The sequence below is a fragment of the Enterococcus sp. S86.2 genome, assembly GCF_059834485.2.
Genome location: NZ_CM206813.1, coordinates 2597313 through 2612692 on the forward strand (window position 1 = coordinate 2597313; position 15380 = coordinate 2612692).

At 38.1% G+C, this 15380-nt stretch carries 18 protein-coding genes; 6 read left to right on the forward strand and 12 right to left on the reverse strand.

Annotated features, from left to right (window positions below):
* Positions 1-4 precede the first annotated feature (4 nt).
* Positions 5-580 carry a hypothetical protein gene (locus AC6R0T_RS12420; protein ID WP_282461990.1) on the forward strand — a complete coding sequence of 192 codons (576 nt, stop codon included), beginning with the start codon at positions 5-7 and terminating at the stop codon, positions 578-580.
* Between the two features lie 270 nt (positions 581-850).
* Here AC6R0T_RS12420 and AC6R0T_RS12425 read toward each other — a convergent pair whose 3' ends face one another.
* Positions 851-1405, reverse strand: coding sequence for a chromate transporter (locus tag AC6R0T_RS12425; protein WP_206903301.1), 555 nt, complete (start codon positions 1403-1405; stop codon positions 851-853).
* Positions 1406-1960, reverse strand: a complete 555-nt coding sequence (locus AC6R0T_RS12430) for a chromate transporter (RefSeq protein ID WP_303754164.1) — start codon at positions 1958-1960, stop codon at positions 1406-1408.
* Positions 1961-2092: 132 nt separating this feature from the next.
* Between AC6R0T_RS12430 and AC6R0T_RS12435 the strand changes: the two genes are divergently transcribed.
* The gene (locus AC6R0T_RS12435) at positions 2093-2956 is read left to right on the forward strand and encodes a LysR family transcriptional regulator (protein ID WP_526159895.1); all 864 of its coding nucleotides are present in this window, start codon (positions 2093-2095) and stop codon (positions 2954-2956) included.
* 107 nt (positions 2957-3063) lie between these two features.
* On the opposite strand, the gene AC6R0T_RS12440 is transcribed toward AC6R0T_RS12435, so the two are convergent.
* On the reverse strand, positions 3064-3759 hold the full coding sequence (locus AC6R0T_RS12440) for an N-acetylmannosamine-6-phosphate 2-epimerase (RefSeq protein ID WP_303754166.1): 696 nt from the start codon (positions 3757-3759) through the stop codon (positions 3064-3066).
* A 230-nt stretch (positions 3760-3989) separates the two neighbouring features.
* Between AC6R0T_RS12440 and AC6R0T_RS12445 the strand changes: the two genes are divergently transcribed.
* Together AC6R0T_RS12445 and AC6R0T_RS12450 are read left to right on the forward strand one after the other, a co-directional pair.
* On the forward strand, positions 3990-4484 hold the full coding sequence (locus tag AC6R0T_RS12445; protein WP_303754167.1) for a GNAT family N-acetyltransferase: 495 nt from the start codon (positions 3990-3992) through the stop codon (positions 4482-4484).
* 212 nt (positions 4485-4696) lie between these two features.
* Positions 4697-6313: an FAD-dependent oxidoreductase gene (locus tag AC6R0T_RS12450; protein WP_206903296.1), complete on the forward strand. Its 1617-nt coding sequence runs from the start codon at positions 4697-4699 to the stop codon at positions 6311-6313.
* Positions 6314-6443: 130 nt separating this feature from the next.
* Here the strand turns inward: AC6R0T_RS12450 and AC6R0T_RS12455 are convergent, their stop codons facing one another.
* Positions 6444-7079, reverse strand: a complete 636-nt coding sequence (locus AC6R0T_RS12455; protein WP_206903295.1) for a LemA family protein — start codon at positions 7077-7079, stop codon at positions 6444-6446.
* Between the two features lie 230 nt (positions 7080-7309).
* Positions 7310-7915 (reverse strand): ECF transporter S component, encoded by a 606-nt coding sequence (locus AC6R0T_RS12460; protein WP_206903294.1) that lies wholly within the window; start codon positions 7913-7915, stop codon positions 7310-7312.
* A 97-nt stretch (positions 7916-8012) separates the two neighbouring features.
* Here AC6R0T_RS12460 and AC6R0T_RS12465 point away from each other — a divergent pair, with 97 nt between their 5' ends.
* Complete coding sequence (locus AC6R0T_RS12465) at positions 8013-8615, forward strand: TetR/AcrR family transcriptional regulator (protein ID WP_230711113.1); 603 nt, start codon at positions 8013-8015, stop codon at positions 8613-8615.
* Positions 8616-8787: 172 nt separating this feature from the next.
* Here the strand turns inward: AC6R0T_RS12465 and AC6R0T_RS12470 are convergent, their stop codons facing one another.
* Positions 8788-9669: an alpha/beta hydrolase fold domain-containing protein gene (locus AC6R0T_RS12470; RefSeq protein WP_303754168.1), complete on the reverse strand. Its 882-nt coding sequence runs from the start codon at positions 9667-9669 to the stop codon at positions 8788-8790.
* 63 nt (positions 9670-9732) lie between these two features.
* Between AC6R0T_RS12470 and AC6R0T_RS12475 the strand changes: the two genes are divergently transcribed.
* On the forward strand, positions 9733-10722 hold the full coding sequence (locus AC6R0T_RS12475; RefSeq protein WP_303754169.1) for an acyltransferase family protein: 990 nt from the start codon (positions 9733-9735) through the stop codon (positions 10720-10722).
* 284 nt (positions 10723-11006) lie between these two features.
* Here the strand turns inward: AC6R0T_RS12475 and AC6R0T_RS12480 are convergent, their stop codons facing one another.
* From AC6R0T_RS12480 to AC6R0T_RS12505, 6 genes are all read right to left on the reverse strand, one after another.
* The gene (locus AC6R0T_RS12480) at positions 11007-12371 is read right to left on the reverse strand and encodes an MFS transporter (protein WP_303754170.1); all 1365 of its coding nucleotides are present in this window, start codon (positions 12369-12371) and stop codon (positions 11007-11009) included.
* A gap of 321 nt (positions 12372-12692) precedes the next feature.
* Positions 12693-12989, reverse strand: a complete 297-nt coding sequence (locus tag AC6R0T_RS12485; protein WP_206903289.1) for a hypothetical protein — start codon at positions 12987-12989, stop codon at positions 12693-12695.
* A gap of 4 nt (positions 12990-12993) precedes the next feature.
* Entirely contained in the window at positions 12994-13584 is a 591-nt protein-coding gene (locus AC6R0T_RS12490) for a TMEM175 family protein (RefSeq protein WP_206903288.1), read from the reverse strand.
* 12 nt (positions 13585-13596) lie between these two features.
* A complete protein-coding gene (locus AC6R0T_RS12495) occupies positions 13597-14115 on the reverse strand; it encodes a GNAT family N-acetyltransferase (protein WP_303754171.1) in 519 nt (172 codons plus the stop codon).
* Positions 14102-14326: a hypothetical protein gene (locus AC6R0T_RS12500; protein ID WP_303754244.1), complete on the reverse strand. Its 225-nt coding sequence runs from the start codon at positions 14324-14326 to the stop codon at positions 14102-14104. Before AC6R0T_RS12500 ends, AC6R0T_RS12495 begins: the two co-directional genes overlap by 14 nt.
* 278 nt (positions 14327-14604) lie before the next feature.
* Positions 14605-15225, reverse strand: a complete 621-nt coding sequence (locus tag AC6R0T_RS12505; RefSeq protein ID WP_206903286.1) for a PepSY domain-containing protein — start codon at positions 15223-15225, stop codon at positions 14605-14607.
* Positions 15226-15380 lie beyond the last annotated feature (155 nt).

A 15380-nucleotide genomic window follows, 5' to 3' on the forward strand; every position in this document is an offset into this window, starting at 1 on the left:
AGCAATGACTTTACCTTTGCGTTTAACCTGTTTTTTCGTTATTTTAGTACTTCAACTGGTCGTTAATCAAACCCCAGCAAAAGTCGGTAAAAAAGAAACTACTCCGTTTTTAAAACAAATTCAACTCACCTGTTTAATTGTAATTGCTGCTTTGGGCGGCGCTAGTTTATTTTGGCTCTACTACCACTTAGTCGGAATAAATGGCAGTAATGAAGTAGTGATGCTCCCGTTTTTAGTCGGTTTGATGAGCTTTTTAATAAGTGGTGTTATCCTCATGTTTACAAAGAAAAAATTAGGTACTACGTTACAATCTTGTCTTGTGATTTTACCGCTGATTTTAAATTTGGCGCTCGTACCTGTAGATCAAATAGACCGCTCTTCTGATTTTTGGTACACCTACTTACTTAGCTTATTGTTCTTTTTAGTTGTCAGTATGTTTTCTGCGGGTATTTTAGAGCGGCTTAAAATTGCACCCATTCCACGACTTTTACAAGGTGTGCCGATTCAGTTTACCGTTTTAATGCTGATCTTTTTGAGTCTTTCCTTTTTCAAAGGCGTTTTCTTTGGTGAATTATTTTAACCGTTTCACTGCAGGTAAACTACCAAATATAAGAAAAGCCGCACGAACTCCCTACGGCATTAAGTTCTAATTTTAAGAAATTTGAGGAGCAATTTATTAAAATGAGCCCTTACTGCTTGGGAGTTGTACGACTCTGTAAAACTTTTCTACTTGGCTAATTTTACAGACTAACTCCCTACGGCATTAAGCTCTAATTTTAAGAAATTTGAGGAACAATTTATTAAAATGAGCCCTTATCGCTTGGGAGTTGTGCGACTCTGTAAAACTTTTCTACTTATAAACAAGGCCGCCGATGATGCCGGCTGCGATCATTAGTACGATGGGATTGATTTTAGTTTTTCGCATAATAAAAAGTGAAATTGCCATTAAGATTAAGGCAATCCAATCCAATTTGGCCCAATTGAAACGCGCCAAATCACTATTATTAAAAAGTGTTAGCAATAAAATCGTTAACCCCGCTGACATGATTAATCCAACCGAAGCTGCCTTTAAACCAGCAAGTAAGCTTTGAACAGGTTTTGATTCTCGCTTTTTTTGAAAAAAGGCTGCCAAGGCTAAGGAAATAACCACTCCGCCGGCAATACAGCCGACCGTGGCCACGACAGCCCCTGGGATACCAAAGAGCTGCATGCCCACAAATGTTGAAGTATTCACAGCTAAAGGTCCTGGCGTCATTTGCGAGATCGTAATAATATCGGTAAAAACTTTTTCTGATAGCCAATGAAGTTCAGTCACAATTTGTTCTTGGATTAACGGAATAATCGCATAACCACCACCGATGCTTAAAAAACCAATGGTTAAAAAGCGCCAAAATAGTTCCAACATTTAGAACTCCCCCTTTTTGTAGACTGTTGCGAAACACAAGACCGCCGTAATGCCCAAAATCACTAAGACATTGACTTGAAAAAAGGCATTGGCGATAAAACTAAAAGGAATTAATCCGATTAGTAGTAGCTGTTTTTCCTGCACAATTACCTGCACCATATCAATGAGCAAATCCACAATCATCGCGGCCACACAAGCTTGCATTCCCCGCAAGACGGCCATTACCATTAGATTTTGACTAAAGGCAACATAAAAACTGGAAATCACTGCGAGAATCACAATAGGAGGAATAATGCCACAAACAGCACTTAAAATCGCTCCTGCATAGCCGCCTGCTTTTTTTCCTGCTAACACACTTAGATTAATCGCAATTGCACCTGGTGAAGATTGAGCAATCGCCGCCATTTCCATCAAGTCGTCTTGGGAAAAATATTTTTTTTCATCTACATAAAATTTACGAATCATGGGTACCACAACATAACCGCCACCAAAGGTAAAGGCGCTAATGTATAAATTAACGCGGCAGATCCATGCGTAAAATTTCAACTTCTCCATTTTTTCACCTCATAAAATTTCAGTCATTTTTACCTATCATCTATTTAAGTATAGGGTTTGTTTTCACATGTGTGAAATGCTATTATTTGCATAATAACATGAGTAAAATTCATGCAAAGTGAGGTGAATTTGATGCAATATCGTCAATGTTTAATTTTTTATACTGTGGCAAAAGAAAAAAGTTTTACCCGGGCGGCTACAAAACTTTTTATGACCCAATCTGCCATTTCCCATACCATGAAAGATTTAGAGGCAGAAGCAGGCATCCCTTTATTTGAACGCCTCCATCGTAAAATCGAACTGACCGCAGCCGGTAACACGCTACTAACTGCTGTTACACCGTTGGTCGAAAAATTTCAGCAAGTCGAAATACAACTACAAAATTTGGAACAAAGCGCACCTTTGCGGCTGGCTTCCTGCATTACATATGGTGAAATCACCTTGCCTGAAGTATTGCAGCAGTTCAAAAAACAACTACCGCAGCAAAAAATCACTGTGCATATTTCTCCTGCTGATGATTGCTTTAAGAAATTAGCGGCAGGAAAAGTCGAGTTAGCCATTTTAGAAGGCCGGGTTCCCAGTGAAAAGTATCAGCAAAAAGTAATTGCCAACTACCCCCTCGTTTTTGTGGCGGCACCAAATTTTTTACCCACAGCAACTGGCAAGCTGACTTTGCCGGAACTTTTAAATCAGCCCTTGCTGCTAAGAGAACGCGGCTCAGCTGTAAGAGAAACCTTCGAAGCCTTCCTAACGCTAAAAGGACTACGCTGCTATCCTCTGTGGGAAAGTACTGACTCGGCTAGCTTAATTGCCGCCAGCAAGAAGAAAATGGGCATTAGCTTATTGCCATACTCTTTAGTGGCCAACCAACTAGAAAAAAAGGAACTGGTAGAAATCTCCGTCTCTAAAATAAAGCTTCATAATGAAATTACGGCGTTACGCCCTGCTAGGGATAGTTATCTGCCTGCGTTAGAAAAATTGTGGGAGTTATTGTGAGGATGAGCCCTATTTTTTTCTACTGCATAGTCTGATCGCTCTTTTTGCGATTTTGTAAACGATAAAAAAACTTAGAAACAGTAAAAGCTACTATTTCTAAGTTTTTTTTATTTTGGCAATGCTGCGACAAATTTTTGTGTAATGAGTTGCGGCCGGGTAATCGCACTACCCACAACTGTTGCATATGCGCCTTTTTTCATTACACGTCCTAATTTTTCGGGTGTATCGATGTTGCCTTCGACAATAAGTGGTCGCTGAATTACTTTTAACAGCTCATCTAGCAAAGCAAAATCGTCATCGGCAATATCTTTACCACTAGTTTCAGCCGTATAGCCGTAAAGAGTGGTGGCAATTAGATCAAAGCCTAATTTCTGCGCATATTTGGCCTCTTCTAGCGTTGCACAGTCAGCCATTAATAAAGTTTCGGGATATTCTTTTTTAATGGTTGCTACAATATCTGCTAATTTTTCGCCATTTGGTCGTTTTCTTGTTGTTCCATCCATCGCTACAATTTCACAACCAATACTGCATAATGCCCGCACTTCTTTTAATGTTGGTGTAATGAAGACGGGATTATCGCCATATTCTTTTTTGATAATTCCAATTATCACCGTATCATTGGCATCTTTAATACATTGAATATCAACAATCGAATTGGCTCTAATTCCCTTAGCCCCTGAGGCTAAAGCAGCTTTCGCCATTCGACTCATAATAAAGGGACTGTGCAGCGGCTCATCTGGCAAAGCTTGGCACGAAACGATTAATCCGCCTTTTATCTGCTGCAATACTTCATTTGATTCCATCGATGTTCCTCCTGTCAACTGGTAAGATTAGTGCACTTTGACAATCTTACTATAACACGTTTTAAAACTAGCTTAAAAAAGTGAGTCCCTTTTCCTATTCAAATTTTCTCTTTCCAAATTCTTCGTTATTTATAATTTTTGAATTCCATGTTAGAATAAAGCTTATTGTTTATTTCATAATTCCAAGTGAATTATTTATTTTTTTCTATACCAAAGGAGTTTAATAATCCATGGATTACAAATTAAAAATTTTAACCAACCAAGATTTACCAGCTATTACTACACTTTGTCAAGAAGCTAGTGATTATATGACGCTGGCTACTGGACAATCAAATCCAGCCAAAGAAGCACAAGATTTACTCACATCTTTGCCCCCTCAAAAAAAAGTAGAAGATAAAACACTTTACGGCATTTTTAATAATCAAAATAGTTTAATCGGTGTTCTTGATCTTGTGAAAGATCATCCCACGCCAAAAGCTTGGATGATTGGCCTATTGCTGCTTACGCCCAAAATGCGGGATCAAGAAATTGGAAAACACGTGCATGACCAAATTATGGCACAAATAAAAGCAGCGGGGGGCACCGAAATTCGGTTGGGTATTTTGAAAAATAATCCGCGGGCACAAGAATTTTGGCAACGACAAGGTTATACTTTCCAAGAAGAAAAAATCGGGACTGTGGCTGGTGTCTTAATGCCTGTCTATGCTTTTAAACGCAAATTATAATTCGTAACAAACTTCACGATGTTAGCTTTTCAAGCTCGTTTGATTTTGTGCAAAAACCACCATTTTTCTTTTGAAATTTGGTGGTTTTTTTATGCGCATAAAGTGCATTGCAGCAAGCTTTTGACGCTTATTTTTGGTAAGTGTTTTTCTTTGCCACCCTTTTAAAAAACAGTTACTATACAAGTAAGTCAGAAAAAAGGAGCTGTTTTCTTGTGAAAATTATCGTTGTTGGCGGCGTAGCTGGCGGACCTTCTTTTGCCACTCGTTTACGTCGTTTAAATGAAACTCATGAAATCGTTTTATATGAACGTGGTGAAAATATTTCGTTTGCTAGTTGTGCGTTACCTTATTATTTAGGCGGTGTTATTAAAGATCGCGATAGCTTGATTGAACGGACACCCGCACAATTAAAAGAAAAAAATAATATCGATGTTTTAATTGAACATGAAGTTACGAGCATCGACCCAGTTAACAAAACTGTTGTTGTGAAAAATTTGGCTGATAATACCCAAAAAATCGACAATTATGATCGTTTGATTTTGGCATCAGGCGCTCGTCCTACACTTCCGCCAATTAAAGGTGCCGACGAAGCTAAAAATGGTTTCATTTTACGAAATGTAACCCATGCTGATAAAATCATGGAATTTTTGAATAACGAAAATCCAAAAAGCGTGACAGTTTTAGGTGCCGGCGTAATGGGCTTGGAATTAGCCGAAAACTTTAAAGAACGTGGATTAGATGTAACGTTAATTGATCAATTACCACAGGTTGCTTTCCCGTATGATACGGAAATTGCTGATTTAATTTATGATCATTTAATTGAACATGGCTTAAATGTCGTTTTAAATACGACGGTCACAGAAATCAGTGATCATGGCCACACTGTTCACCTATCAAATGGCGATACCCTAAAAACAGATATGATCATCTTTGCAACCGGCGTGGCACCAAACAATGAATTAGCTGCCTCCGCTGGTATCGCATTATCAAAAACTGGGCAAGTAAAAGTTGATAATCGCTTGCAAACAAATGTTGAAGACATTTATGCCATTGGCGATATTATCGAAACAACAAGTATCGTAACTGGGTTACCAACACCAAGTATGCTTTCTAGTGCAGCTAATCGCCAAGGCCATTTATTAGCTGACATCATCAATGGTGCCGATCTTCATTATCGTGGTTACCTTGGTAGTGGTGTAGCGAAAATTTTTGATTATACTGCTAGCTATACTGGTTTAACTGAACATATGCTAAAAGCTGCCGGTATCACAAATTACAAATCAATTTTTATCACACCATTTGACCACGCCTATTTCTATCCTGGTGCGGAACGATTAAACTTGAAATTAATCTTTGACGGACAAACTGGAAAAATTTTAGGCGCTCAAGCAGTTGGTAAAAAAGGTGTCGACAAACGGATTGGTCAACTATCTGTTGCCATTACCGGAAACTTGTCTGTCTTTGATTTGCCAGATCTTGAAATCCCTTATTCACCACCTTACTCTTCTTCTCGCGACGTCGTGAATATTGCCGGTTATGTGGGCATTAACCAAGTGACCAAAGTGGCCGAAACGATCCAAGTAGCAGCTATTTCCAAAGAAGATTTAGCCAATGCTTATTTCCTAGATGTGAGAGAACCCGGCAAAGCCAAAAGTGGTAGCGTAGAAGCAACAGCTAATATTCCTTTAAGTCAGTTGCGGGAACGTATCGCTGAAATTCCAACGGACAAAAAAGTTTACTTAACTTTCCGCAAAGGCTTAAACACCTATACTGCAGCCCGCATTTTAGCAGGTTTTGGTATTAAAGCAACAATGATCGAAGAAAACTAGTTGATCAAGTCAATATACGTAAAAAGCACGAAAATCTGTTTAGACTTTTCGTGCTTTTTATTAACAAAATTATAGGTTTCTCCTTAAAAAATGACATTATTTCAATAGCGCAGATGCAAGCGTAAGTTTTCTAGAAATCTAACATTTCATCGGTTAACGTTACTGACTCAAGGTCGCGCTCATAATACGCGATTTCTTCAAAATGGAATACACCCTTTAATACTGACAGGGGGATACTATTTATAAGGGAATTGTAGCTTTCGACATCCGAATTATACCTAATTTTGAAATTCGCAAGTGTATTCTCGCAATCTTTAATTTGGTTGAGTAATTCCGATATATGCGCATTTGCTTTTGTTTGAGGGTGGTTTTCAATAAAGTTTTGAAACTGCAATGCTCCCGTTACTGTAAAAGTAGTCGGCTCCTCTTTATTTATCAGAATTTCTTTTTCATGTGCCAAATATCTTTCAACCACTTTATTGGCCTTGTCCAATAAAGAATCTTCCCGCTCTTCTACGATTAAAATATTACTTTTAGCCGCTTTAATTTTTTGTCGCTTCTTCGTTGCCTGGTTGTAATTTAACCCAATGGAAATAAGTAAGCCTGTACACAAACCTAAAACTAAGCCAAGTTTACTTAACACTTCAGAAACTTCTTGTGCTTCTTCTGGAGTGAAGATAGCAAATATAAACAACCAGAATAACCAGCCCACAAAACTCAACCCAAACAACTTTAGTAAAAATAATAATACACTTTTCTTTTTCATCTCGACTCCTTTTCGACTGCTTTTCTTCATGATAGCAATTTTTATACATGAATCCTAGCATCAGCCCTAAAATCCGTTAATTTCATTGATAACTTTCTAAAAATCAGTGATTTTAACAAAATAGCGTCACATTTTTTTGCAATTTATGTTTTAAGTACTTGAATTTTTTTACTTTCCTGATAGAAAAAAACAGCAGGACTACAATCATCCTGCTGTTTTCTTCGTATTAATTATGAATGATACGCTGGTTTTAAATGCGTTGCTGTAAAAATCGCTTTGACCAAAATCGGAGTTAAAATAACCGCACCAATCACTTCGCTGATACCATTTGTTGCAACGATTGTCGCCAAAACTTTTAATAAACCTGAGGGATCAACGCCATAAGCTGAGGCAACCGGTCCCGTGTAAAGCGTCCCCATAAAAGTTAAGACTAAAATCGTATTGGTTAATGTGCCCCCAATAGCAGCTAAAATAGATGCGACATATAAATTGCCTTTTTTCTTATACCACCAATGGAATAAAACCCCCGCCACCAAACCAACAAGAATCCGAGGTAAGACTGAAACAATCGGGTTGGTAAAGACCATTGTATCAATAGGGGTCGTCGGTGAAGTAAAGGCCCGGATAATCGTGCAAATTCCCCACACTAAACCAATAAACATCCCGTCTTTGGTTCCCAAAACGATTGCCGCGACAATGACTGTAATATGAATAATCGTCAAGCTCGTAATCCCCAATGGAATAAAACCTAAAAACGGCACCATTGCTTGTAAAATAATAATAGCAGTCAAAATAGCACGAATGGCAATGCGATAACTTTTACTTTTCGTATTCATTTGAGTTCTCCTTTTAATTCAATTATAATGACACTAGTGTCATTGAAGTGATTATACAAGAAAATGACACGCGTGTCACTAATTTTGAGGTGAGAAAATGAAAAATTTATCCAACGCCGAACGTAAACGGCAAAAACGAGAAGCCATTTTAAATAATGCCCGAGAAGTTTTTCGCCAAAAAGGCTTAATTGATGTGACGATGAAGGATATTATCGAAGCAACTGGTATCAGTCGGGGCGGTATTTATTTATACTTTGATTCGGTTGATCAAATTTTTATGGAAGTTATTAAACAGCGCTCTAATCGTAAATTTGATGATATTCGGTACGCGATTACTAAAAATCCGCCTTTTGAAGAGTTACTAAATGACTATTTTGAAAGCCACGAAGATCGCCTTTTAAATCAAATGGAAAACAGTCTACTCCGCTCGATGTACGAGTATTATTTCACCCACAAAACGGCTGCTGATCATAAATTTCAGCAAGAACAACTTGCCGCAACAAAAAATACCATCTTGGCAATTTTAGAATTAGGGGTCGCACAGGGTGTTTTACAAGATGAAAAGATTCCTGCCATTGCTGAAAATTTCATGTTCGTCATTGAAGGGATGAGCGTCATGGCACTTACCGGCGGAATTACCCACGAACAATTGGCTGCTCAATTTGACTTAATGAAAAAAATGCTGCCAAAAAGAGCCTGATCAAACTATTAAAAAAGGCTAAAGGAAATCCTTCTGCCCTAAACCATAAGCGCTAAATTTGCAAAAATGGCTTTTTCATAGAGAACAAAGTTAAAACTGCCGCAAGGAAAACTGTAAAATTCCTTGCGGCAGTTTTTATTTTAAGAGTTAAAGGTCGTCTGGCTAGCTTTTTTCATTCATCTTCTGCAAAAAACTCGCCCATTTCATCAACATACTGCAACGATTCTTTCAAAGGATAAACCACAAAATCATGCATCATCTCTGGAACAATGACTAAACTTAACGTTGTCCCAGCAACATTTGCAACTTTTTCTTTTAAGCGCAAAACATCAGGATACAATATTTCATCTGTTCCACTAATGACTAAAAGCTCCCCTAAGTTTTCAAACGTCCCGTAAATCGGTGAGACTAACGGATCATCGACAGCTAAATTCCCCGCATACGTCGCCCCTGCTTTAGTTAGCAGATCTTTTTCCAACAAGACATCTTTTTCTTCTAGTGCACTAGAGCGGGGATCGCTCACGGAAACATCTAACCAAGGGGAAGCCAGCGCTAATTTTTGCGGCCGTTTTGCAGCTGCTTCATCCCGTAAATGCTGCGCTAAACTCATTGATAAACCGCCCCCAGCAGAATCTCCAAAGATATAAAACGCATCATCTGGATATAAGTAACGCAGGTGATAAAAAGCTTCCTTTGTTGCCGCTAGGGTTTGGACAGCTGTCGCTTCTGGTGCCAGCGGATAGTCAAAATAGCTTACTTTTAAATTAAAGCGTGTAACAAAACGTTCTTGAATTTGTTTATGAAAAGGCGATGCTTCTAATGCATAGCCGCCACCGTGTAAATAAAGCACATGCTTATTGGTCACATGGGGTGGAAATAATGTAATCAGTTCACGACCACTAATTTCACTGCGCTTTTGCGGCAAGTCGCTGTTTTCCAACTGTCGGATATTGATATTGCGGCGCTTTGGCGGTGCCACCATGGACATCCCCACTAATTTTTTCATTTGAATTACTTTAAAAACCTGTTTGACAAATTTTGCCGAATAACGCATCTCATCCCTCCTTGAAAAAGTGGTACAATAGTGTTATCTCTAGCATAACTGACGGACTAGGAGGTGTCCATTATTTCAAAACAACGAGAACTGCTTTTTGATAATTTAAGAGGTGTCTTAATTTTTTTGGTGATTTTAGGTCACGCTTTGGAATACTTTCGGTTAAACAACCAAACAGCAGAGTTCTTCTACGTTTTTATTTACTTGTTCCATATGCCGGTTTTCATTTTTATCTCCGGTTATTTTTCCAAACGGGTACAAAAGGGGCGCAAAAGCGCGGTCAAAACTTTTTTGATTCCCTATCTTATTTTGAACTTTATTTTAAGTATCATCTTGTTATTAATGGGTAAAATTGAAACGATTACTATTTTAAATCCCGGCTGGACGCTATGGTACTTGTATTGTATGTTCATTTGGCGGCTGCTCTTACCTGATTTAATCAAAGTACGCCATGTTTTACTTTTTAGTTTTATCGTCGGTATTTTTTCCGGTTTATTAACAGAGTTTGGTACTTACATGGCCATGGCTCGTACGCTAGGTTTTCTCCCATTCTTTTTAGCCGGTTATTATACCGACCGGAAAATGATTGAAAAACTACGGCGTTTCCCTTTTTCACGCGTGTTAGGATTACTAGTGGTAATCTTAGGACTGGTGACTGCTTTTATTTGGGTAAAAGCCCAACTGCCTCCAGAAATTTTATGGGGTGATCGTGCTTATGACTTATTTGAAATCCCCCTCTGGCAAAATATCCTAGCTGACATGTGTCTTTATGCGTTAGGCTTTGCTTTTGTTTTTGCTTTTTTAGTAATGGCAACCGAAAAGCGGCATTTTTATACGGTTTGGGGCCAAAATACTTTGGCAATTTATCTGCTGCACATTTATCTGATTGCTCCGGTCGTTCAATTAGGCGAGTTTATTCAGAATCCTTTGTTACATGGCTTAATTTTAGTTGGCGGCGCTCTTTTAACGGTTTATATTCTATCCCGTTCAAAAGTTACCCACGCCCTAGCTGTCGTCTTAAAAAAAATCGATCAATTGATTATGCCTGAATAAAGAAAGGCTTTTTGTACGCGTTTTACTCGCCAGCAATAAGGCGGAATTACAATAAATTGTTTTTCAAATTTCTTGAAATTTTGACTTATTGTCACAGCGAGTTAGTTCAAAAAGCCAGACAGATAGAAAAGCTTTTTGTACGCGCTTTACTCGCTAGCAATAAGGCGGAATTACAATAAATTGTTTTTCAAATTTCTTGAAATTCTGATTTATCGTCTTAAAAAAATGAAAACTGGACACAAGCTGCGCCAAAATTTTGGCCGACGAGTTTGTGCCCAGTTTTTTTATTTCGCCGTAGCTTTAAAGTAGCGTAGACAGCCGATAAAGACGAAAACAACTAAAACAAATAGAAAAATCAATGATAGCTGCGAACCTAAAATAGTCCCAGCTTGGTAATCTGATTGACTTTTTTGCGCTAAATTAATAATCGTTGCCACAATTGCAGTGGCAACAGCACCGGAAAATTGTTGCAGTGTGTTGAAAATCGCATTCCCATCTGCAAACATTTCTGTTTCAATTTGGCTCATGCCAGTTGTCATCATATTGCTATAAGAAAAACCAATGCCAATCATATAAAATACATGAGCTGCCACAAAACCCAGTAAAATTGGTGTGCGTAACAAAAGCGTCAAGGCCAACCAGCCAATTGTCACCAAGGTTAAACCAAATAGAATTGGCTTTTTAGCCCCATAATTATCCAATACTCGTCCAGAAATAGGTGCTAAAACAGCCCCCACAGCAGCTCCTGGCAACATCACAAGTCCAGCTACAAAAGCATCTTTGCCCATTACAATTTGGACAAAATTGGGTAAGACAAAAGAAATTCCCAACAGTAGAAATTGACAAACCAAAAAGCCTAATAAAAATAAACGAAAGCCTTTATTTTTTAAAACAGTTAAACGAATTAGCGGCTCTTTAACCGTTGTAGCTCGGTGATAAAACAAAGCTAAGCCTAAAAGTCCCACGATAAGCGGAATGATACTGAATAATGAGCCAAGTTGATTTAAGAACAATAAAAAGCCCGTGAACATCAAAATAATACCTGCCATGCTGAAAAGATCCAACTTGCCGCCTTTTTTGATTGCCATTGCCGGAATCGCATATAATCCTAAAATTAGAGAAAGCAATAAGACCGGCACTAAAAATAAGAAAATATAATGCCAGCTTAAAGCTGAAGTTAACACACCGCCATAAGTTGGCCCAATTGCAGGTGCAATGGAAGTAGTTAAATTTCCAATGCCAATCATTGCACCTCGCTTTTCAATTGGCGTATAGGTTAAAATAATATGAAACATTAGCGGTAACGCAATCCCCGTACTAATACCTTGTAATAGACGTCCAGCCAGTAATACTAGAAAACTTGGCGACCAAAAATCAATCAAAAGTCCGGCAATAAATAAAAGATTGGACGCCAAAAACAACGTGCGGATTTGAAAGTTTTTCAATAAATAAGTTGAAAAGGGCACAATAATTGCAATAATCAACAAATAAATCGTCGTTACCCATTGTACTTGACCAGTAGTAATCCCAAACTCGCTAATTAAAGTTGGAAAGGTGACATTCATCGCTGTTTCAATTAAAACGCCGGCAAAAGACATCATCCCAGTTGCCAAAACAGCTAATAATAAGTGAATTTTTTTCTCCATCAAATTCCTCCTAATTCTCCAATAAGTACAAAAACTTGAGCTGTCTGAGGAAGGTTGGCTTTCAAATTTACACGCAGAGCATTTATGCGCTGTTAGCTTTACAAAAAGTCACCCTTAAGCCCAAAAAAAGAGAAGCAGTTTCTACCGAAATAGAAACCGCCTCTCTCTCGACACGTCAAAAACGTGTTATCTGTACGATTTGAAAATATTCACAAAAGTCATTGTACTGACTTTTTCCAGCTTGGTCAAGAGGACAGCTTACTTTTTAGGGTAAAAAAGCTGCTGGATAAAGCTAGTGCGTATATTTTACATTTTTTACTAGCGTTACGCCTTCGTATCGATAGAAAAACCGTCAAAAGTTTCCCCGTCATAATATTTTAACAGTTGTTCGGCGCTTAATAATGACGTGGTTTGCGCTTCTTCGCGACTTTCTTCAACCAAACTTTGCCGATATGCTGCATACCCTTCAGCCAATTGCCGGTACAATTCTTGCCGGGAATGTCCTTCACCGACAATTTGGGGCAGTTCTCTTAGAAAACCCCGATAAACAGGAGAATTATCTTCCAGCTCCACTGGCATCTCCGTGACATGCAAATTTAACTGTGCAAAGGTTTCAAACATCTCATCACTTTCTTTCGTTTAAATGACTCAACTCTTCAATTTTCTTTTCAGGAATAAACCACATTACCAACATCAACGCATTTACCACTAAAACGCTGACAGGATGAATTAACCAGCCCGCTAATAAGGCGATGATGTTCATGACCAATGTGATTTTGATCTTTGGATAATGGGCAAAAAGTTTTCCGACTTCTGAATTTTTACCATTCACCCGCACCAAGGCAAAGCCTAGCAGGCAATACGCCAGATCCGTGCCGAAAATAACCAAGCCATACAACAATTGCGGCGCTAACTCAGTCGGATAATCCCCAATCCAAGCTGTCGCAAACGGGAATAGCGTCATCATGAGGATAAATAAATTATTCGCCCACAAGACCCAGCCATCAACTTTTTTGACGATATTAAATAAATGATGATGATTATTCCAATAAACTGCTAAAGAAACAAAACTAATTAAATAAATCGCAAATTGATGTTCCACCCCAGCAAAAGCACGCCAGGTACTGCCGTTTGGTTCATGTAATTCTAAAACCAAAATGGTCATTACAATCGCAATAACCGCATCGGTAAATGCCTCAATTCGTGTTTTGGGCATTGTAACCACTCCTTATTCTTTAATTTCCAATTCTCCGTTGATATCAGCCAAAACACCATGAACCAATTCTTGCCCCAAAATGAATTGATCAGGTATCGTGCTTTTGTTTTTCAAGCCAAAAGCTTGAATTTGAGAAAAACCATAGCGACTGTAGTAATCTGGATTTCCCACTAAAAAAACAGCATGACGTTCTAGCGCAACAGCTTTTTTAAATGCTGTTTCCATCAAAGCTCCCCCAATTTTTTGATTGCGGTAATTAAAGTCGACGCTTAATGGTGCTAACAGTAAAAAGTTGCGCATATGGGTATCTTCAGTCTTTACCTCTTGTTCACTTAACATAACATGACCAATGATTTTACCTTCTTCAACTGCTACAAATTCCAATTCAGGAATGAATGTTGTCTTTTTACGCAGAGCTTCAACAAAATCTTGCTCTGTCCCATCGGATACTTGCGCTGTTTTAAAAGCTTGTTGTACATGTTGGTAAATAGCCGGATAGTCCCCTGGTTGCGCTTGTCTAATTTCCATCATTTTTTTCCTCTTCATCTGCATATTGGTTCATCACTTTTGCTAAGACATCTTCTAAAATATCTTCTTTGGAAAGTTCCGTCAAAGCTTGTGCTAATAGTGCTTCATCGACCTTCACAATACTGTCAGCCTGTAAATTATTTTTGGTTAAAAACTCCTGACTTAAAGGCAATACTACTTGATTTTCTACTTGCATCAGGCGTTTTTTTCGCATTTCTGCCAACGGACTCCCCCCTTTTTTACGTATTATAACAAATATTTGCAAAAATCATGACAATTTAGTCTAAATGCTGTTTTCCAAAGATTTTACACCTAGAAAAAATTGACGAAAGGTCTCTGGCACAAAAAAATTATGCCACAGCTTATTCTTTGGAAAAATCGCGCGAATTTTTTCGTATTTTTGATTAGGTCCCGTTATTCTTACTGTAAAAAAATTTTGTACTTTTCTCAAAATAAAAAAAAGACTGCAACAAATAGTCACAGTCTTAGGTTTTAATCATCTATTTCTTTACTTAAAACCTTGCCACCTTGTGCATCCAGTGTAATTTCAATTTCTTGATTGGTGTGTAATATCTTTAGTTCCCATTTGGTCACACCATCATCTTTTTCCAATTCAGCAGAAGTAATTGATCCATCCGCTTGCTCTTGTGCTTTTTTGATTGCATCTGTCAAAGTCAGCACCGCATCGGTTTTCACTTCATCTTCTTGCCAGTTTTTATCATCGTTAACTTTGCTGGTATCGCCGATTAGTTTGCCACTATGATCAAAAATCATGTTGTATTCTTGGCTACTGTCTTCGCCTTCAATCTCAACTTGACCGGTTGGCCCTTGCGCCTCCCATTTAAAGTTGGTAATAATCGCTTCTGTATGGGCAGATTTAAATTTAGTTAACGTTTCTTCAAACAATTCATTTTTCGGCATGATAATTCCATTTTTATCAGTAACCGTTGATTCTACTTTGCTACTTGAAGTTTGATTTTCACTTGTTGCTACACTTGAGGTTACCGTCGTACTTTCGCTACTTGCATTGTTATTATTTTTGTCATTATTGTTTTGACAGCCAGCTAAAATTAACCCGCTCAATACAACTGTGGTTAAAATAAGTTTTTTCATATCCCTTCCCCCTTGTCAAAGTATACTCTCATTAAATTCATGTTACCTGTTTTTGACAAGAAATGCTACTGCCAGGAGCTATTGTGCGTTATTTTTAATATTTAAAAAAATATTTTAGGCTTGCTTGCAGTCAGACTAGCTGACAACTAGCAGCT